This window comes from Thioclava sp., assembly GCF_048263065.1.
Lineage (GTDB): Bacteria > Pseudomonadota > Alphaproteobacteria > Rhodobacterales > Rhodobacteraceae > Thioclava.
The window spans coordinates 282,009-299,120 of the sequence record NZ_JBLXEM010000004.1; the positions used below are offsets into that span (position 1 = coordinate 282,009).

Below are 17,112 nucleotides of genomic sequence, written 5' to 3' on the forward strand. Positions count from 1 at the left end.
TGTAGCAATCGGTTAGAATAAGACCGTATCGGCCCGGTCAACCTGGGCACTTGAGCGGAGCAGAACGAACATGACACATCTTTCCAGACGGTCGCTTTTGGCGATGGGTGGCGCGGGGCTGACGCTGGCAGCCTGCGGCAACGGAATTGGCAACACGGGTGCTGCCGAGTTAGACGCGCGGGTCGATGCGACGCGCAGCTTCCTGTTGAACAAATACCCCGGCACATCCGAGCTTGAACAAAAGGCGCTTGGCGTCTTGTGGATGCCGCTGATGACCGAGGCGGGCTTTGGCTTTGGCGGCTCCTATGGCCGTGGCGCGCTGCGGATCAACAATGTGACGGTTGATTATTACTCGGCGGCCTCTGCCAGCTTTGGCCTGCAGATCGGCGCGCAGCAATACGCCCACGCCCTGTTCTTTATGACACCCGAATCCTTGGCAAGCTTCCGTCGCTCGGATGGCTGGCAGCTTGGGGCAGATGCGCGCTATGCACTGCCCGATGGCGGCGGCGCGATCAACGCCTCGACACTGACCTCTACCGCACCGGTGATTGCGCTTGTCTTTGGTCAATCGGGTTTGATTGCCGGAGCCTCGCTTGCAGGCACGAAATACACCCGTATTATCCCGTAAGATCAGCGGCTTATGGCATGATTTTAAGGAATAACACTAAGAAAGCCCCGCAAAGCGCTGATTTTGCGGGGCTTTTCTTTGCTTTGGCGTGAAAAATTAGCTGCCGAGGATCACGCGAACATAATTCGTCGTCTCTTTATAAGGGGGCACGCCGTTATGCTTTGCCACCGCTTCCGGACCGGCATTATAGGCTGCCAGTGCCAATCGCCAGCTTCCGAAGCGGTCATACATCATACGCAGATAGCGCGCGCCGCCTTCTAGGTTTTGCGCGGGATCGCTAGGGTCAACGCCCAACTTGGCAGCCGTGGCGGGCATCAACTGTGCCAGCCCGTGCGCCCCCGCATGCGAGCGCGCCCTCGGGTTCCAGCCACTTTCCTGCTGCACGAGACGCAAGAACAGGTCTTCAGGGATGCGGTGGCGGGCGGCAGCGGCCTTGGCAATGCTCAGATATTGGCCACGATACTTGCCGCGGTAATTGGGCACGATTTCAGTGCCAGCACTCACAAGCTTCTTCGCGCCCGGCTGGAGGCGTGTGGAATGTTCATATTGCTGTGCGCCGCGCGTATCGAGAAGCTTTGTCTGATTGCGAAACAGCATCGTGCGCGACTTCGAAGAGCTTGCGCTTAACCGCAATCCCTCGGCCTGCGCGATCATTGGGCTGGCGATCACAGCAACCCCAAAAATTGCCCCGATTAACTTACGCATCGGCCACCCTAACGTTCACTATCCCAGTCTTCTTGGCTGTGACTATAGCCATAAAGGCGAAAAGTTAAACTAAAACCCGCCGTTAGTCGGCAAAGAACCGCTGATCACATGGTCTGGCTGGGGGTTTTTCGGACCTGTTGCGTCTGGGCATCGCTATGGAGCGGGCCGCTAAACAGTTCTTCGACAAACACCGAGACAAGCTGCGCACGCCCCGCAACACCAGCTTTGCGATAGATTGCGTTGAGTTGAGATTTTACCGTGGCGTCACTCGCCCCGCGCAAACCGGCGGTTTCAGCGATGGAAAACCCCTTGATTGTAAAGCTCGCCACATCGGCCTCGGCCGCCGTCAGCCCCCAGGCAGCGAACTGATCGCTCATCAGTTGCGCCATCGCCCCGCGCGCGGCCGAAATCGCGCGATCCGCGATCGCCTGACGGCGCAGCAGGGTCCATAGCACGCGCGCCTCGACGACGATCGCTGCAACGAGGCCGAGATTGGCGAAAAGCTCGATATTGATGTTCAGCGAGAAATGCCCCGTGTCCTGAATGTCGCCAAATACGTCCATCAAAAACACAAAGGCACATCCGGCCTGCACGATGATCAATGCGGCCAGCCCGATCTCTTGTGACCAGAGCGAAGAACGCCTGCGCGCGGTTGTCATCAATTCTCACCTCGAGTCACGCCGGATGTCTTTCTTGCCCGTAATCATCGCGCGCGCAAGATTGACGCGCAAGCGCAGGCTTTCAACGATCACCGCCACGATATGGGCCGCGACAGACAATTCCGCCCAGTTGACTGCGATCTCGTGAAGATCCTTGGGCCATTTCACGCCCCAATAAGCATCCGTCGTCATCAACCAGCCCGAGCCCGCAATCACCAGCAGCGTCACCAGTAGGTTGTAGATCATCAACGCGCCAAGCGGCGAATGCCCGATATGGGCGTGGCGTCGCCCTGTGGCCATATCGCGCAACTGGTTCAGCGCGCCAGAGACGGACGGGAGAAAATCGGAGAACCTTGCGTGACGGGTTCCGATCAGCCCCCAAAGAATACGCGCACCCACAAGCGCGGCAATTGTGTAGCCGATCCAGTGGTGCAGATCGTGCTTGGGCGAAGTGAAAAACGCATTGGCGACAAACAGCCCCGCAATCGCCCAGTGAAACAGGCGCACGAACGGGTCCCAGACCTGATGGCTGGAGGCAGCTTGTATGGAAATATCGGTGAAGGAAGCATCTTCATGGGCCATGGCGGCGCCCTCCTGTAACGCGGATAAGGGGTGGGCCGGGATTACCCCGGCCCCGTGTTGAGGCGATCAGTTGCTGTCGCCCTTGCGATCCACCTGCTTGAGGGTCTTGGCGTCGAAATACATCTCCATGCGCTTGCCATCCTTGAGCGCGTAGACCTCGATATAGCCGTCTTCCATGTCTAAGCGGCGCACCTCGTAGCCCTGCGCAACAAGCTGCGTTTGCAGCGTTTTTTCCTTGGCGGAATCGACCTTGCTTGCGGCCAAGACAGGTAGGCTCGCGGTGGCTGTCATCAGTGCGGCTGCGGCGATCAGGGTGAGTTTTTTCATCGGCTCAATTCCTCATTTATGTGCCAGTGCGGGACCATCCCGAACCGGTGGGCCTGACCTGTGCCGACAGCCGGACGGGCGCTATCGTAGGAAGGATGGAGAGAGGGGCGTGTGCGGGCCGTGCAACCAAAGGTGCACGCGGGAACTTGCCGCCCTTGGGGGGCACTTAGGCGACATGCTGCCCCTACCCTCTGGGTCATGGCTGCTTTATACACGGCGCAACTTATTCAGAATCGCCGCGCGTCACGACAGGCGCGGCTCACATCACGCGGGAGGTGCGCATGGCGGGCAGCGTCAACAAGGTCATTCTTATCGGCAATTTGGGGCGCGACCCCGAGGTGCGGACCTTTTCCAACGGCAACAAGGTGTGCAACCTGCGCATCGCTACTTCGGAAACCTGGCGCGACAAGCAAAGCGGTGAGCGTAAAGAGCGCACCGAATGGCATTCCGTTGCGATTTTCCAAGAGGGTCTGGTCAAGATCGCCGAGCAATATCTGCGCAAGGGCTCCAAGGTCTATATCGAGGGCAAGCTGCAAACCCGCAAATGGCAGGATCAGTCCGGTCAGGATCGCTATTCGACAGAGGTCGTGTTGCAAGGCTTTGACGGAACATTGACCATGCTTGACGGGCCTTCGGGTGGTGGTTCGAGTGGCGGCAACCGTGACGAAGGCGGTTATGGTGGCCCGTCCTCGGGTGGCGGCGGGCGCGATGAGGGCGGCTACGGCGGCCCCTCAAGCGGCGGTGGCTCGTCCTCGGGTGGTGGCGGTAGCCGTCCTGATTTTGATGACGAAATCCCGTTCTGATCCAAAGGGGGCCACGTGCCCCCTTTTTCTTTGGATGCCGTTTTTGTGCAGCGTCTATCTTGTGTCTTGACCGATGCGCACAGGGGCGCAATGAGGGGCGTATGACACAGGCACCCCACGTTTCCCCCGACCAAAGCGCGCCCAAAATGCGGCTTCTTTTTCCCGATTTGGCGCGTGCGATTGCGCTCATCGGGATGGCGATTTTCCATTTCACCTTTGATTTGCAAAATTTCGGCTTTGTCGCGCCGGGCACCATCTTTACGCCGGGATGGGAGGCGTTTGGGCGCGCAGTTGCGGGCAGCTTCGTGTTTCTCGCGGGGATTAGTCTGGTTCTCGCGCATGGGCGCGGGCTGCGTTTGCGCCCGTTCCTGAACCGTCTGGCCAAGCTGATCGCTGCGGCGGCACTGGTCAGCATCGCGACCTATTTGATGATGCCCAGCGTCTTTATCTATTACGGTATCTTGCATTCCATCGCCGTAAGCTCGGTGATTGGAGTGCTTTTGCTGCGCCTGCCTTGGGCAGCGCTTGCGGCACTGGGGATCGCGATCCTATGGATCCATCTCGATTACGCCAGCCCCGCGTTCAACCACCCTGCCCTGTGGTGGCTGGGGCTATCGACACAGTGGCGCCCTTCGATTGATTTCGAACCCGTTTTGCCGTGGCTTGCGCCGTTTTTATGGGGGATGGCACTGGCGAAACTGGCGGCGCGCGCAGGTTGGCTTGCGCGCGCGCCGCGCTATCAAATCGGAACGCGCGGGCGCGCTATGCGTGTGGCGCTTTTTGCCGGGCGCCACAGTTTGCCGATTTATCTGATCCACCAGCCAATGCTGTTTGGCGCGACTTGGGTCGCCTACCAACTGCTGGGTTAATCAATCAAGCTTGCGCAGCCGCGCGATCAGCGACGACGTGTCCCAACGTGCCCCGCCCATCGCCTGAACCTCTTTGTAAAACTGATCGACAAGCGCGGTGATCGGCAGGCTTGCGCCAATTTCGTCGCCGGTTTGCAGGCAGATTTTGAGATCCTTGCGCATCCAATCCACCGCAAAACCGTGATCGAACTTATCTTCGGCCATCGTTTGATAGCGGTTGGACATCTGCCACGATCCGGCAGCGCCTTGGCTGATCACCTCGACCACATCGGCAATATCGAGCCCGGCCTTCTCGGCAAAATGGAGGCTTTCCGAAAGCCCCTGCACCAGCCCTGCAATCGCGATCTGGTTGCACATCTTGGTGACCTGACCTGCGCCACTGTCGCCCAAACGACGACAAATTTTGGCATAGGCGGCGATCACCGGCTCGGCCTTGTCATAGGCGGCTTGCTCGCCGCCGCACATCACCGAGAGCTGGCCGTTTTCCGCCCCTGCCTGCCCGCCAGAGATCGGCGCGTCGACAAAAGACACGCCATGACCCTTGGCCTCTTTACAAAGTTCGCGCGTCACAGCCGCTGAAACGGTAGTGTGATCGACGAACACCGCGCCCGTTTTCATACCCTTGAACGCGCCATCCTTACCCAGACAGACCACTCGCAGGTCATCGTCATTGCCCACGCAGGACATCACAAAATCCGCGCCCTGCGCGGCCTCGCGCGGGGTTGGGGCACTTGCGCCGCCATGTTGCGCGACCCAATCCGCCGCCTTAGCCGCCGTGCGATTGTAAACCGTGACCTGATGGCCCGCGCCTTGCAGATGCCCCGCCATCGGATAGCCCATTACCCCAAGACCCAGAAATGCCAGTTTCGCCATCTTGCTCTCCCTTGCTGTAAGCTGCGCACAAATCCGTTGAATGGCGCTCATGCGTTGATTGTAGTGTCGCGCTCATCTAGTAACGCGCGCAACGGGGGCGTCAACCAAAGCGCTCGACAAAGGGAACGTGAGGCGCGATGTATAAGGCATTTCGATGGGGCGTGCGGCTGGTTCTGGCGGCAATCATAGGCATCTTCCTGATGGGCGCGCTCGTGTGGTTCTTCGCCTCGCGGTCGCTGCCCGATTACAACGCCACCTATAAGGTCGAAGGGCTACAAGCACCGGTCGAGATCGTGCGCAACACCGAGGACGTGCCCCATATCTTTGGCCAAGACGACCCGGATATGTTTTTCGCATTGGGGCTGGCACATGCGCAGGATCGGTTGTGGCAGATGTTGCTGCTGCGGCGCACGGTTCAGGGTCGATTGTCCGAAATGTTTGGCACAAAGACGCTCAAGACGGATGAGCTGATGCGGCGGCTGGGGCTATACGATGCCGCTGTGTCGTCGGTTTCGGCGCAAGATGACTACACCAAGGCCGCACTTGAGGCCTATGCGCGTGGCATCAATCAATGGATCGAGATCGTCAATAAAGGCGCAATGGGGCGTGGTGCGCCCGAGTTCTTTTTGTTTGACGCCAAGATCAGCTATTGGACCCCTGCGGATTCGCTGGCGATCTTGAAACTTATGGCGGTGCAGCTATCGAGCCAGTTGCAAGACGAGGTGCTGCGCGCGCGGGTCTCGATGCTGGGGCAAGGCTGGGTGAACGATATCATGCCAGATGACCCCCAGCAGGCGGTGGCCACCCTGCCCGCCTATGCCAGCCTGTTCCAGAGCATGCCGCGCGGGATCCAGACCGCGAGTAACGCAAGCGAAGGCCCATTTTCGCCCTTCCCCGAACGCGGCATGGCGGGGGCCTCGAACGCTTGGGCGGCAGCGCCCGATCGCTCGGCGGCTGGCGGTTCGCTGTTGGCCAATGATCCGCATTTGGGGCTGACGGCCCCCTCGATCTGGTATCTGGCGCGGTTGCAACTGCAAGGCGGTGGCGTGATTGGCGGCACGATACCGGGGATGCCGCTGGTGCTGTCGGGGCGCAACAAGGATCTCGGCTGGGGGCTAACCACGGCCTATGTCGACGATCAGGATCTTTATATTGAACAGCTCGATCCCAAAGATCCTACGCAATATCGCACGCCCGATGGTTTTAAGAAATTCCGCTCCAAGCGCGTGATCATCAACGTCAAGGATGCCAAGCCTGTCACGATCACCCTGCGCTGGACGGATAACGGCCCGGTGCTGCCGGGCAGCCATTTTGATCTGGCGACTGTAACCCCGCCCAATTCGGTGGTCTCGCTGGCATGGACCGCGTTTGATTCGCATGACACGTCAATGTCGGGCGCGATGGCGTTGATGCGCGCGCACTCGATTGCCGACGGGGTTAAAGCCGCGTCCGAGGTCGTGGTGCCTGCGCAAAACATCACCATGGCGGACAAAACGGGTGTGGCGCTAATGACCGCAGGACGCATTCCGCTGCGCGACCCGGCCAATGTCACGCAGGGGCGCATGCCAAGCCCCGGATGGGAGCCGCAAAACCGCTGGCAAGGCTATCTGCCGTTCAAGGACAATCCGCAATTCATCGACCCCAAAGGCGGGATAGTGCTGAACACCAATAACAAGACGGTGGATCGTCCCTTCCCCTATAATGTCAGCTTTCATTGGGGCGATACGCAGCGCATCCAGCGCCTGAGCAAACTTCTGGGTGAGCGTGAGGTGCATTCGCGCGACAGCTTTATCGCAGCCCAGCTTGACACCGTCAGCCCCGCCGCGCGTGGTCTGCTGCCGCTGGTGGGCGCGAACCTGTGGTTCACCGGCGATCCGGCCCCCGATGGCACGCCGGAACGCCAACGCCAACGCGCGCTGGAACTGCTCGCAAGCTGGGATGGCGAAATGTCTGAACACCTGCCCGAGCCGCTGATCTACGCCGCTTGGATGCGCGAGTTACAGACCCGGCTGATCCGCGACGAGCTGGGGCCGCTGGCGAAAAAGTTCGACCATCTCGAACCGGATTTCATCGAACGCGTGTTTCGCAATACCGATGGGGCAAGCCGCTGGTGCGATATCCTCCAGTCCGCTCCGAAAGAGACCTGCACCGACATCGCGCGCCAGTCGCTCGATGCCGCGCTGCTGGACCTGAGCAAAAAATACGGCCCCAATGTCGAAAGCTGGCGCTGGGGGGATGTGCATATTGCCGAGCAGGATCACCCGGTGTTGGGCAAGGTTCCGGGGCTGAAGTGGTTCGTCAATATCCGCCAATCGACCTCGGGCGGCGATTTCACCTTGATGCGCGGCAAAACGCGGGGCGGCGACGGGCCGGATGCGTTCGCCAATGTTCATGCGGCGGGCTACCGCGAAGTGCTTGATTTCGCCGATCCCGATTCCTCGGTGTTTATCATCTCAACCGGACAATCGGGCCATCCGCTGAGCAGCCATTACGATGATCTGTCCGAACTCTGGCGCTCGGGCGAGTATATTCCGATGTCGCTGGACCCCGCACTGGCGCGTGCAGCGGCTGTGGGCACGACGCATCTAATTCCGCAAACGGCCAAGGAATAGGGCGGTTTGGGTGCGGCGTGGCGAACGTGGTTTGAATGGGTAGTCGGTGAGGCAGTCGGGGTTGGCGAAAGTCGTTCAGCAAACGGTTGTTTCTTGGAACTTTTCTGACGTTCCGTTAATCTTAAAAGAACTATGATAAGCGCTAGTACTGCGCTACCTTTGTTTGACTGCATAGAAGCACTTAAATTATTTTCAAACGCTCGTCAGGACGTTTTTATGAGGCCATCACAAGCCATCAAGATTTGTATTAGAAAATCTTTCATTTTTTCAGGCCGCAGCTCACGCTCAGAGTTTTGGTGGTTTTTCCCAGTAGGGATTGCGTTTGCAATCACGGCCACTTGGGGCCTCCTACCGATAATCATTTCGTTAAACTGGTACACGAAATACGTCTTTGCGTTTTTCTTGCTAATACCAGTATGGGCGGCTGGCTCACGGCGCTTACAGGACACAGGAGAAGACGGGAAAGATATCTTTTTTTCCGCAGTCATTTTCTTTGGAATACCAATGATATCAATGCTGGGTGTTACGGCCCTTTCAGCCGCAAACATTTTCATCGCAATTATAGTTTTTGGTTTTTTATATCTTCCTATTATCGGAATCACGATTTTTCTAGCGTTTATGTTCCTCGGTCCGACGATAGGACAACTGTTAGTTCCATCTGAACGGTCTTCTAACAAGTTCGGCCCGAACCCAAATGAAGGCTGCTAGTGGTGCGAATGTTTTTTTCGTGCGAGGCTATTCCATCTACATTGACGAGTTCTGAGAGCGTTCAAAAACCCTCGTTTTTGAAGGTTGCGTGAACCACCCCGTTTGATGCCACCAAAACTCCGTTCAAAACTCAACCATTGTTGAACGTTTTTGGTCCTTACAAGATAGCCATCATCCGTTGCACCCCGTGCAACCCCAGCCCTCAAACTAAAGGCCCCGGTAAAACGCCGGGGCCTTATCGTGTTGCAAGCCCCGCAATGCGGCATCCACCGCATCTCGAGCCTTTTTCGCAGCGCCTTACTGCGAGGCAGCTTTTGCCAGTTTCCGGCGGTCTTGCAGCTCTTCGGCCACCAAGAACGCCAGTTCCAGCGATTGCGAGGCGTTCAGGCGCGGGTCGCAAGCGGTGTGATAGCGCGAGGACAGATCCTCGTCGGTCACAGCGCGCACGCCGCCGGTGCATTCGGTCACGTCCTTGCCGGTCATTTCGAAATGCACACCGCCGGGGATCGTGCCCTCGGCCTTGTGGATCGCGAAAAACTCGCGCACTTCGCGCAGCACCGAGTCAAACGGGCGGGTCTTAAAGCCGCTCGCCGATTTGATCGTGTTGCCATGCATCGCATCGCAGGACCACACGACATTGGCACCCTCGGACTCGACCGTGCGGATCAAACGGGGCAGATGATCGCCGACCTTGCCCGCGCCAAAACGTGCGATCAGGGTCAGGCGGCCCGCCTCGTTTTCCGGGTTCAGCTTGGCCATCAGCACCTTGAGGTCATCCTCGGTCGTCGAGGGACCACATTTCAGACCGATCGGGTTTTGCACACCGCGGCAGAACTCGACATGCGCGCCATCGGGCTGGCGCGTGCGATCGCCGATCCACAGCATGTGACCGGTGCCAGCGATGGGCAGGCCGGTGGTGGAATCGATGCGGCACAGCGCCTCTTCATATTCCAGCAACAGCGCCTCATGGCTGGTGTAGAACTCGACCGCGCCCAATTCATGCGCGGTTTCCGAGGTCACGCCAGCGGCGCGCATGAACTCCATCGCCTCAGAGATTTGATCGGCCACCTTGCGATATTTCTCGGCCTCATCAGCATCGGCGAAGCCTGCGATCCAGCTTTGGACGCGGTGGATATCGGCGAATCCCCCCGTCGAGAATGCGCGCAGCAGGTTCAGCGAGGCCGCCGCCTGCGTGTAGGCCTGCAACATCCGGTTCGGGTCGGGCTGGCGCGTCTCCATCGTGGCCTCAAAGCCATTGATGATATCGCCGCGATAGCTGGGATATTCGACGCCGCCGATCATTTCTGTCGGGGCCGAGCGCGGCTTGGCAAATTGCCCCGCCATCCGGCCCACCTTGATCACCGGCACTTTCGCACCCCACGTCAGCACCACCGCCATTTGCAGCATGACCTTGAACGTGTCGCGAATATTGTCAGCGGAAAACTCGCTAAAGCTTTCGGCGCAATCGCCCCCTTGCAACAAGAACGCCTCACCGGTCGCGGCTTTGGCCAGATCGGCCTTAAGACGGCGCGCCTCACCGGCAAAGACCAACGGGGGCATGCGTGACAGGGTGCCCTCAACCGCGCTTAGTGCTGCGGCATCAGGGTAGTCAGGCATCTGAACCCGCGGTTTTGCGCGCCAGTCCGATTTGCTCCAACCCTTGCCCATCTGATCCTCCAAAGCGTGATTTTTCTGTTCGACCGCGCTTATAGCGGTGCCGTCGCACAAGGACAAACCCGAAAATGCGCGCGTGCAATCGGCACGCACTTGACAGACTGGCTCTTGCGGGGGGGCAGATTTCCGGTGCACGCTGGGAACCAGACCCAAGATCCGAGACATCACCATGCCCCAAACCCCCTCTCGTCTGCATCGCCGCCCCGCACCGTCGCAGGGCTCGGTCCGGCTGGAGAAAGATCGCGTCAAGCGCAGCTTTGCGTTCTTACTGCTTGATCGCTTTACGATGATGGCCTTTGCCAGCGCGATTGAACCGCTGCGATTGGCCAATCAGGTATCGGGCTGCACGCTGTATGATTGGCAACTCGTCAGCGAAGGTAATCGCGATGTAACCTGTTCAAACGGCACGGTGTTTCGCACCGATATCGGGCTGGAGGAACTGGCGCGCGATTCCACGGTGCTGGTTTGTGGCGGCATTGACGTGGCCGAGGCGATCACCAAGCCGGTGCTGAACTGGCTGCGGCGCGAGGCAAGGCGCGGGGCCGCGATGGGGGGGCTGTGCACCGGCGCTTGGGCGCTGGCGGAGGCGGGGTTGCTGGATGGGCGGCGCACCACGATCCATTGGGAAAACACCGATGCGTTCGGCGAGGATTTCCCCGATGTCGAACTGACCCGCAGCGTGTTTGTGATTGATGGCAATCGCCTGAGCACAGCGGGCGGCACCGCCTCGATTGATTTAATGCTGCGTCTGATCGCGACAGATCACGGCGAGCAACTGGCCAATACCGTGGCCGATCAGATGATTCATTCCTCGATCCGCACCGATCGCGATTCTCAACGCCTCTCGATTCCGACGCGTATCGGCGTGCGCCACCCGAAACTGGCGCAGGTGATCGGCCAGATGGAGGCCAATATCGAAGAGCCAATCAGCCCCGCCACATTGGCCGCCGATGTCGGAATGTCCGCGCGCCAGTTGGAACGACTGTTTCGTCGCTACCTGAACCGCTCGCCCAAGCGCTATTATATGGAGCTAAGGCTGCAAAAGGCGCGCAATCTGTTGATGCAAACCGAGATGAGCGTGATCAACGTGGCGATGGCGTGCGGCTTTGCCTCGCCCTCGCATTTCTCTAAATGTTACCGTGCGCATTACCAAACCACGCCCTACCGCGAACGCGGCACATCGGGCGGCGGCGATCTGGGCGCCGCGCCAGAGACTGATCATTAACGCACAGCGCGCCCGCATACCCGCGTTTGCACCTCACAAAAATGCACAAACACCCAAGTTGGCGTTACGACAGTGCGATTGGTGCTTGACCTTTTGGTCCGAATTTCCATGACTTCGCGTCATCCGTGGTGTTTCCTTTTACACAGCCGCGCACTAATCTCGCGCTAGAACGCGAGTTCAACATGGGAGTGAATAAATGAAAAAAATTCTTCTGGCCTCTGCCGCGATCGCTTTTGGCGCGACCGGCGCTTTTGCCGATGACGTGAAGATGGGTGTTCTGCTGGGCTTTACCGGCCCGTTGGAATCGCTTGCGCCGGGCATGGCAAAAGGCGCCGAAATGGCGATGAAGGAAGTCTCGGATTCCGGCAAGCTGCTGGGTGGAGATACCGTGACCCCGATCGAGGGCGACTCGACCTGTATCGACGCGGCGGCCGCTACGGCAGCGGGCGAAACGCTGGTGACGTCTGACAAGGTGCGCGGCATCTTGGGCGCGATGTGCTCGGGCGCGACCACGGCAGTGCTGCAAAACGTCGCGATGCCCAACGGCATGGTAATGATCTCGCCCTCGGCGACCTCGCCGGCGCTGTCGACCCTGCCCGATGATGGTCTGTTCTTCCGCACCGCGCCCTCAGATGCGCGTCAAGGTGATGTGATGGCTGATGAGATCCTTGAAAAAGGCATCAAATCGGTGGCGTTGACCTATACCAATAACGACTACGGCAAGGGTCTCGCCGACAGCTTCGAGAAAGCCTACACCGCCAAGGGCGGCAAGGTCACGATCTCGGCGGCACATGAAGACGGCAAGGGCGATTATTCGGCTGAAGTCGGCTCGCTGGCGTCGGCAGGTGGCGATGCGCTGGTGATCGCGGGCTATGTAGATCAGGGCGGCTCGGGCATCTTGCGCGGCGCACTTGATACCGGCGCGTTCTCGACCTTCGTATTCCCCGATGGCATGGTTAGCCAAGCGCTTGAAGACAACTTCGGACCCGAAATCAACGGCTCCTTCGGGCAGCTCCCGGATTCCGAAGGTCAGGGTATGCAGACCTATCTTGGCATGGCAGAAGCGGCTGGCTTTGATGGCTCCTCGGCCTATTCGGGCGGTTCCTACGATGGCGCTGCGCTGATGCTGCTGGCGATGCAGGCGGCAGATTCCACCGATCCCAAGGTCTACAAAGACAAGATCATGGAGATCGCCAACGGCCCGGGCGAAAAGATTTATCCCGGCGAGCTGGGCAAGGCGCTGGATCTCATTAAGGAAGGCAAGCCGATTGATTATGAAGGCGCTACGGCCGTCAACATGATCGGCAATGGCGAAGCTGCGGGGACCTTCCGCGAAGTCGTGATCAAGGATGGCAAAATCGAAACGGTGAAATACCGCTGATCGGCCACTCACACTAAAACAGCCCGGAGCGATCCGGGCTGTTTTCAATTATAACAATATCTTGCGGCACAATCTTAAGGTGGTCGCATGGCTTCAGGGGACCCTATGATCCGGGTTGAAAATCTCGTCAAATCCTTTGGCGGCTTTCGTGCCGTCGACGACGCTAGCCTGAGTATCGAGACCGGCTCGATTACCGGCTTGATCGGCCCGAACGGTGCCGGAAAATCCACCCTTTTCAACGTGATAGCCGGGGTTCATGAACCCACCGCTGGCCGTGTCACGATGGATGGCGAGGATATCACTGGCCTCAAACCGCATGAGCTATTTCACAAGGGGCTGCTGCGCACCTTTCAGATCGCGCATGAATTTCCCTCGCTGACTGTGCGCGAGAACCTGATGATGGTGCCCGCCGGTCAACCCGGTGAGACGCTGTGGAACACTTGGTTTGCGCGCAAGAAAATTCGTGAAAACGAAGCCACGTTGATGAAGAAATCCGACGAAGTTCTTGAATTTCTGACGATTTCCCATTTGCGCGATGAAAAGGCGGGTAACCTTTCTGGCGGGCAGAAAAAGCTGCTGGAACTGGGCCGCACAATGATGGTCGAGGCAAAAATCGTGTTTCTCGACGAGGTCGGCGCAGGCGTGAACCGCACCCTGCTTAACACGATTGGCGATGCAATTGTGCGCCTGAACAAGGAACGCGGCTATACGTTTTGCGTCATTGAACATGATATGGATTTCATCGGGCGGCTGTGTGATCCGGTGATCGTGATGGCCGAAGGGCGCGTTCTGGCGCAGGGCTCTGCCGATCACATCATGGAAAACGAGGCAGTGATTGAGGCTTATCTTGGCACCGGCCTTAAGAACAAGGTCAAGGCCGAGGAAGTCAAAGAACACGCGCAACGCGAAGATCACGGTGCCCAGCCCGGACTTGGCGATGAAGCGGGCAAAGGGGGCGAGTCATGAGCTATCTTGAAGCGCGCGATATGACTGGCGGCTATGGCAAGGCCGACATTTTGCACAGCTGCACCCTGACCGTCGAAAAGGGTGAAATCGCGGTGATCGTAGGCCCCAATGGCGCGGGCAAATCGACCGCGATGAAGGCCGTGTTTGGCATGCTCAACCTGCGTGAGGGCCGGGTCACGCTGGACGGGGTCGATATCACCGCGCTGTCCCCGCAAGACCGCGTGAAAAAGGGCATGGGGTTTGTGCCCCAAGTCAACAACGTCTTTCCAACCATGAGCGTCGAGGAAAACCTCGAAATGGGCGCGTTCATCCGCGACGATGATTTCAAGGTCACGATGGAGCAGGTGTTTACCCTGTTCCCGATCCTGAAAGACAAGCGCCGCCAGAACGCGGGCGAGCTATCGGGTGGGCAACGCCAGCAGGTCGCCGTCGGACGCGCGCTGATGACGCAGCCGAAACTATTAATGCTGGATGAGCCCACAGCCGGAGTCTCGCCCATCGTGATGGACGAGCTGTTTGACCGCATCATTGAGGTCGCGCGCAGCGGCATCTCGATCTTGATGGTCGAACAAAACGCCCGACAAGCCCTTGAGATTGCAGACAAAGGATATGTCCTCGTGCAAGGCGAAAACAAATATACCGACACTGGCAAGGCCCTGATGGCCGACCCAGAAGTTCGGCGCACATTCTTGGGGGGCTGAGTGATGGATTTCCTTAACGCGCTGGTCGCGATCACCAATTACGTCATCATCCCTGCCACAGCTTACGGCGCGCAGCTAGCGCTGGGGGCGCTTGGGGTCACGCTGGTGTATTCGATCCTGCGGTTCTCCAATTTTGCCCATGGCGACACGATGGCGTTTGGCACCGGGGTCACGATCCTGATCACCTGGGGCTTTCAGGCGATGGGCATCAGCTTTGGCCCGCTGCCCACGGCGCTGCTGGCCCTGCCCTTTGGCATCATCGTTACATCGGCGCTGATGTTGGGCACGGATAAGGTGGTGTATCAGTATTACCGCAAGGTGAAGGCCGCGCCGGTGGTGATGGTCATGGTCTCGGTCGGGGTGATGTTCATCATGAACGCGCTGACGCGGTTCCTGATTGGCGTAGATCAGATCAACTTCGCCGACGGCGCGCGGTTTGTGATTAACGCGCGGCAATGGCGCGAGATGACGGGCATGTCCGAACCACTTACGCTGCGCTCTACCCAAGTTATTACCTTGGTTACAGCTATGTTAGTGGTCTGGGCGCTGTTTTGGTTTTTGGGGCGCACACGCACAGGCAAATCCATGCGCGCGTTTTCCGACAACGAGGATCTGGCGCTGTTGTCGGGCATCGACCCGAACCGTGTTGTGGCTGTCACTTGGATCATCACCGGTGCGCTCGCGACCATTGCGGGCACGCTTTACGGGCTGGACAAATCCTTCAAAGCCTTCACCTATTTCCAACTATTGCTGCCGATTTTCGCCTCGGCCATCGTGGGCGGTATCGGCAGCCCCGTGGGGGCCATCGCGGGCGGTTTCGTGATTTCATTTTCCGAAGTCGGCCTCACCTATGCGTGGAAAAAGGTCGTCACCTATCTGATCCCGAATTGGGAGCCGGACGGGCTCGTGCAGCTTCTCTCCACCGATTACAAATACGCAGTCAGCTTTACCATTTTGATCCTCGTCCTGATCTTTAAGCCGACCGGCCTCTTCAAGGGGAAAATCGTATGAGCACCGCACGTCAAGCCGATGCAGCAGCGGGTGGCCGTTTGCGCGCTCCCTTGTTCTTTGCCCTGATGGCGGGGCTGATCGTGCTCGAGGGGATGACCTCGGGCTGGAACTCAGCGTTGGGCATTCTCAACATGGGGTTGCTAAGCGCGATCATGGCGCTCGGCGTGAACATGCAATGGGGCTATGCGGGGCTGTTTAACGCAGGCGCCATGGGATTCGTGGCGCTTGGCGGGCTGGCGCCGGTGCTGATTTCGATGCCCCCCACGCCCGGCGCGTTCAAGGCGGGCGGTTTTGGTATTCTCGCAGCCTTCGCGGTGGCCGCAATCGCGGTGCTTGGCGCGGTTTGGCTCTATCGCAACTTGCGCGGCAAGATCCGCGGGCTAGCGGTGACGGGCGTGCTGATCGCGGGCTTTTTCACCTTTCGTTGGGTCTTTGACCCGTCGGTTGACGCGATTGAGGCGATCAACCCTTCAGCGGCGGGCAATCTGGGTGGCTTGGGCCTGCCGACGCTCGTAAGCTGGCCGGTCGGTGCGCTGCTGGCCGCGGGTGCGGCGTGGCTGGTGGGCAAGATCGCTTTGGGGCTGCGCTCGGATTATCTGGCCATCGCGACGCTGGGCATTGCGGAAATCGTGGTCGCTGTGCTGAAGAACGAGCAATGGCTGGATCGTGGCGTCCTTAACGTCAACGGCATTCCGCGCCCTTGGCCCGTGCCCTATGAGATTGATCTGCAAAACAGCCATGCCTTTGTCACCAAGATGCAGGCTTGGGGGATCGACCCGACGCTTGGCTCGACGATTACCGTGAAGCTGGCCTTCCTGTTGCTATTCGTGATCGTAATTTTCGCGCTGATCTGGCTGAGCGAAATGTCGCTGCGTTCGCCTTGGGGGCGGATGATGCGCGCAATCCGTGACAATGAGGTGTCTGCCGCGGCGATGGGCAAAAACGTGACCCGTCGGCATTTGCAGATCTTCGTGCTTGGCTCGGCAGTGATCGGGTTGGCGGGCGCGATGATGATCTCGCTCGATGGTCAGATGACCCCGTCAAGCTACAACCCGCTGCGCTATACGTTTATCGTTCTCGTCATGGTAATCGTGGGCGGTTCAGGCTCTAACTGGGGGTCGATCTTGGGCGGTGTGTTGATCTGGTATGTCTGGGTGAAGGCGGGCGATTGGGGGCCTGACATGATGGCACTACTGGCCAGCCCCTTCCCCGCAGGTCCGTTCAAAGAGCATATGATCGACTTTGCCGCCCATATGCGGATGCTGGTGATGGGGATCATCTTGCTGGGTGTGCTGCGCTTTAGCCCGCGCGGGTTGTTGCCCGAGAAATAACGCAAGAAAGGGGGGCGCTGCCCCCTCTGGCTTTCGCCATTCACCCCCGGGATATTT

17 protein-coding genes are annotated in these 17,112 nt (G+C 58.9%); 11 read left to right on the forward strand and 6 right to left on the reverse strand.

The genetic code is table 11. The features are described from left to right. Window positions 1–70: 70 nt before the first annotated feature. Window positions 71–628: a YSC84-related protein gene (locus tag ACN0SD_RS08425; protein ID WP_417807785.1), complete on the forward strand. Its 558-nt coding sequence runs from the start codon at window positions 71–73 to the stop codon at window positions 626–628. Window positions 629–724: 96 nt separating this feature from the next. Here the strand turns inward: ACN0SD_RS08425 and ACN0SD_RS08430 are convergent, their stop codons facing one another. The 4 genes from ACN0SD_RS08430 to ACN0SD_RS08445 all read right to left on the reverse strand — a co-directional run bounded on the left by ACN0SD_RS08430 (window position 725) and on the right by ACN0SD_RS08445 (window position 2,901). Continuing rightward, window positions 725–1,333 carry a lytic transglycosylase domain-containing protein gene (locus ACN0SD_RS08430; RefSeq protein ID WP_417807786.1) on the reverse strand — a complete coding sequence of 203 codons (609 nt, stop codon included), beginning with the start codon at window positions 1,331–1,333 and terminating at the stop codon, window positions 725–727. 104 nt (window positions 1,334–1,437) lie between these two features. After that, entirely contained in the window at window positions 1,438–1,992 is a 555-nt protein-coding gene (locus ACN0SD_RS08435; RefSeq protein WP_417807787.1) for a helix-turn-helix transcriptional regulator, read from the reverse strand. Between the two features lie 6 nt (window positions 1,993–1,998). Beyond that, window positions 1,999–2,574: a cytochrome b/b6 domain-containing protein gene (locus ACN0SD_RS08440; RefSeq protein WP_417807788.1), complete on the reverse strand. Its 576-nt coding sequence runs from the start codon at window positions 2,572–2,574 to the stop codon at window positions 1,999–2,001. A gap of 66 nt (window positions 2,575–2,640) precedes the next feature. Further along, window positions 2,641–2,901 carry a PepSY domain-containing protein gene (locus ACN0SD_RS08445; protein ID WP_417807789.1) on the reverse strand — a complete coding sequence of 87 codons (261 nt, stop codon included), beginning with the start codon at window positions 2,899–2,901 and terminating at the stop codon, window positions 2,641–2,643. Between the two features lie 281 nt (window positions 2,902–3,182). On the opposite strand from ACN0SD_RS08445, the gene ssb reads away from it, so the two are divergent. Further along, window positions 3,183–3,704 carry a single-stranded DNA-binding protein gene (gene ssb, locus ACN0SD_RS08450; RefSeq protein WP_417807790.1) on the forward strand — a complete coding sequence of 174 codons (522 nt, stop codon included), beginning with the start codon at window positions 3,183–3,185 and terminating at the stop codon, window positions 3,702–3,704. Window positions 3,705–3,805: 101 nt separating this feature from the next. After that, window positions 3,806–4,573 carry a heparan-alpha-glucosaminide N-acetyltransferase gene (locus ACN0SD_RS08455; RefSeq protein WP_417807791.1) on the forward strand — a complete coding sequence of 256 codons (768 nt, stop codon included), beginning with the start codon at window positions 3,806–3,808 and terminating at the stop codon, window positions 4,571–4,573. On the opposite strand, the gene ACN0SD_RS08460 is transcribed toward ACN0SD_RS08455, so the two are convergent. Next, the gene (locus ACN0SD_RS08460; protein ID WP_417807792.1) at window positions 4,574–5,497 is read right to left on the reverse strand and encodes an NAD(P)-dependent oxidoreductase; all 924 of its coding nucleotides are present in this window, start codon (window positions 5,495–5,497) and stop codon (window positions 4,574–4,576) included. It abuts the gene before it with no gap. A gap of 86 nt (window positions 5,498–5,583) precedes the next feature. On the opposite strand from ACN0SD_RS08460, the gene ACN0SD_RS08465 reads away from it, so the two are divergent. Both ACN0SD_RS08465 and ACN0SD_RS08470 read left to right on the forward strand, forming a co-directional pair. Continuing rightward, the gene (locus tag ACN0SD_RS08465; protein WP_417807793.1) at window positions 5,584–8,058 is read left to right on the forward strand and encodes a penicillin acylase family protein; all 2,475 of its coding nucleotides are present in this window, start codon (window positions 5,584–5,586) and stop codon (window positions 8,056–8,058) included. 216 nt (window positions 8,059–8,274) lie between these two features. Continuing rightward, complete coding sequence (locus tag ACN0SD_RS08470) at window positions 8,275–8,766, forward strand: DUF805 domain-containing protein (protein WP_417807794.1); 492 nt, start codon at window positions 8,275–8,277, stop codon at window positions 8,764–8,766. 297 nt (window positions 8,767–9,063) lie between these two features. Here ACN0SD_RS08470 and ACN0SD_RS08475 read toward each other — a convergent pair whose 3' ends face one another. Further along, on the reverse strand, window positions 9,064–10,434 hold the full coding sequence (locus tag ACN0SD_RS08475; RefSeq protein ID WP_417807795.1) for a class II 3-deoxy-7-phosphoheptulonate synthase: 1,371 nt from the start codon (window positions 10,432–10,434) through the stop codon (window positions 9,064–9,066). A gap of 175 nt (window positions 10,435–10,609) precedes the next feature. Between ACN0SD_RS08475 and ACN0SD_RS08480 the strand changes: the two genes are divergently transcribed. From ACN0SD_RS08480 to ACN0SD_RS08505, 6 genes are all read left to right on the forward strand, one after another. Continuing rightward, on the forward strand, window positions 10,610–11,665 hold the full coding sequence (locus ACN0SD_RS08480; RefSeq protein WP_417807796.1) for a GlxA family transcriptional regulator: 1,056 nt from the start codon (window positions 10,610–10,612) through the stop codon (window positions 11,663–11,665). Window positions 11,666–11,861: 196 nt separating this feature from the next. Beyond that, complete coding sequence (locus tag ACN0SD_RS08485) at window positions 11,862–13,046, forward strand: ABC transporter substrate-binding protein (RefSeq protein ID WP_417807797.1); 1,185 nt, start codon at window positions 11,862–11,864, stop codon at window positions 13,044–13,046. A gap of 105 nt (window positions 13,047–13,151) precedes the next feature. After that, window positions 13,152–14,012, forward strand: a complete 861-nt coding sequence (locus tag ACN0SD_RS08490; protein ID WP_417807798.1) for an ABC transporter ATP-binding protein — start codon at window positions 13,152–13,154, stop codon at window positions 14,010–14,012. Then, window positions 14,009–14,713, forward strand: coding sequence for an ABC transporter ATP-binding protein (locus tag ACN0SD_RS08495; RefSeq protein ID WP_417807799.1), 705 nt, complete (start codon window positions 14,009–14,011; stop codon window positions 14,711–14,713). Before ACN0SD_RS08490 ends, ACN0SD_RS08495 begins: the two co-directional genes overlap by 4 nt. Window positions 14,714–14,716: 3 nt before the next feature. Beyond that, window positions 14,717–15,724 (forward strand): branched-chain amino acid ABC transporter permease, encoded by a 1,008-nt coding sequence (locus ACN0SD_RS08500; RefSeq protein ID WP_417807800.1) that lies wholly within the window; start codon window positions 14,717–14,719, stop codon window positions 15,722–15,724. Beyond that, window positions 15,721–17,055, forward strand: a complete 1,335-nt coding sequence (locus tag ACN0SD_RS08505) for a branched-chain amino acid ABC transporter permease (protein WP_417807801.1) — start codon at window positions 15,721–15,723, stop codon at window positions 17,053–17,055. The genes ACN0SD_RS08500 and ACN0SD_RS08505 overlap by 4 nt, the downstream gene beginning before the upstream one ends. Window positions 17,056–17,112: the final 57 nt, after the last annotated feature.

Coding starts and splice junctions, on each gene's coding strand:
- ACN0SD_RS08425 (WP_417807785.1), top strand. CDS start 71: ATGACACATCTTTCCAGACGGTCGCTTTTGGCGATGGGTGGCGCGGGG.
- ACN0SD_RS08430 (WP_417807786.1), bottom strand. CDS start 1,333: ATGCGTAAGTTAATCGGGGCAATTTTTGGGGTTGCTGTGATCGCCAGC.
- ACN0SD_RS08435 (WP_417807787.1), bottom strand. CDS start 1,992: ATGACAACCGCGCGCAGGCGTTCTTCGCTCTGGTCACAAGAGATCGGG.
- ACN0SD_RS08440 (WP_417807788.1), bottom strand. CDS start 2,574: ATGGCCCATGAAGATGCTTCCTTCACCGATATTTCCATACAAGCTGCC.
- ACN0SD_RS08445 (WP_417807789.1), bottom strand. CDS start 2,901: ATGAAAAAACTCACCCTGATCGCCGCAGCCGCACTGATGACAGCCACC.
- ssb (WP_417807790.1), top strand. CDS start 3,183: ATGGCGGGCAGCGTCAACAAGGTCATTCTTATCGGCAATTTGGGGCGC.
- ACN0SD_RS08455 (WP_417807791.1), top strand. CDS start 3,806: ATGACACAGGCACCCCACGTTTCCCCCGACCAAAGCGCGCCCAAAATG.
- ACN0SD_RS08460 (WP_417807792.1), bottom strand. CDS start 5,497: ATGAGCGCCATTCAACGGATTTGTGCGCAGCTTACAGCAAGGGAGAGC.
- ACN0SD_RS08465 (WP_417807793.1), top strand. CDS start 5,584: ATGTATAAGGCATTTCGATGGGGCGTGCGGCTGGTTCTGGCGGCAATC.
- ACN0SD_RS08470 (WP_417807794.1), top strand. CDS start 8,275: ATGAGGCCATCACAAGCCATCAAGATTTGTATTAGAAAATCTTTCATT.
- ACN0SD_RS08475 (WP_417807795.1), bottom strand. CDS start 10,434: ATGGGCAAGGGTTGGAGCAAATCGGACTGGCGCGCAAAACCGCGGGTT.
- ACN0SD_RS08480 (WP_417807796.1), top strand. CDS start 10,610: ATGCCCCAAACCCCCTCTCGTCTGCATCGCCGCCCCGCACCGTCGCAG.
- ACN0SD_RS08485 (WP_417807797.1), top strand. CDS start 11,862: ATGAAAAAAATTCTTCTGGCCTCTGCCGCGATCGCTTTTGGCGCGACC.
- ACN0SD_RS08490 (WP_417807798.1), top strand. CDS start 13,152: ATGATCCGGGTTGAAAATCTCGTCAAATCCTTTGGCGGCTTTCGTGCC.
- ACN0SD_RS08495 (WP_417807799.1), top strand. CDS start 14,009: ATGAGCTATCTTGAAGCGCGCGATATGACTGGCGGCTATGGCAAGGCC.
- ACN0SD_RS08500 (WP_417807800.1), top strand. CDS start 14,717: ATGGATTTCCTTAACGCGCTGGTCGCGATCACCAATTACGTCATCATC.
- ACN0SD_RS08505 (WP_417807801.1), top strand. CDS start 15,721: ATGAGCACCGCACGTCAAGCCGATGCAGCAGCGGGTGGCCGTTTGCGC.